At 65.2% G+C, this 1,126-nt stretch carries 1 protein-coding gene; it reads left to right on the forward strand.

Going from position 1 to position 1,126, the window contains the following annotated elements:
* Nucleotides 1-197: 197 nt before the first annotated feature.
* Nucleotides 198-1,126, forward strand: a 929-nt coding sequence (locus AC3DEV_RS16665) for an IS3 family transposase (protein WP_488372811.1), incomplete at its 3' end; no start/stop codon positions are given.

Raw genomic sequence — 1,126 nt, forward strand, 5'->3', positions numbered from 1 at the left:
TTGGATTCCGAGCGCAAGGTCGTTGATGCGCTGGGAAAAGCTATATCGGTCATGCACTCACTTGGCGTGGCCGACGACGGGGAGGACCCGACTGGACCGAGCAGCAGCGGCGAGAGCACGAGGAGCTGATCGCCGCCGAGAACGCCCTGCTGGAGGAACTCAAGGCGGCAGGCCGAAGTCAGCGGTCGGCGCTGGCAATGATCGGCCTGTCCCGGGGCTCGTTTCATGTTCGGCGCAAGCCCCGACCCCGGGTGGCGGAGCCGATCGCCCACGCCGATCGCAAGCAGCCCCATGCGTTGACTGAGGCAGAATCAGCGCAGGTCGCCGATACGGTCAACGCCTCGCTGGCGAAGGGGCGTAGTGTGCGGCAGGCCTGGTACGAGCACATCGATACCGGACCGGTGCTGGCCAGTCAGGCGACCTTTCAGCGGGTGGCCGCCAAGGTGCGCACCACCCCTGTCCGTCGACGACGACGACGACCCAACGCGCCCCGGGATAGCCCCACACTGCAGGCCCGCCGGCCCGATCAGGTGTTGTGTTGGGACATCTCGTTCCTGCCCGGACGCACAACCAGACAGAGCTTCGCGCTGTACTCGGTAATCGACCTGTACTCCCGCAAGATCGTCGGATGGACGATCCAGACCCGCGAAGACCGCTACGTCGCCGCTGAACTTCTGACCACCATCGTCGATGCCTCAGGCGGCAAGGTCGAAATCGTTCACTCCGACAACGGCTCGGCCATGACCTCCAAGCACGTACGCGGCGAACTCGAGAACAGAAGCGTGACCTGCTCGTACATCCGGCCCGGGGTCAGTAACGACAACGCCTACATCGAATCGTGGTTCGCCACGGTCAAGAGCGCGCACGCCTACCCGCGGGCCTTCCGTGACCTCGATCATGCCACCGAGTGGATCGCCGAATGGGTTGAGTACTACAACCATCGACACCATCACGGCGGACTGGCCGGCTACACCCCGGCGTCCGTGCACGACGGCACCTGGGTCGACACGGCCCGCGCCCGGCAGACCAGGCTCGATGAGCACTACCGCCAGCACGCGGGCCGCTACCGCAAACGACCCCAGATCCCCACCCCGAACACCACCGTCACGATCAACCTGGCAAACGA

Source organism: Dietzia sp. IBK-p2-15D (assembly GCF_057773105.1).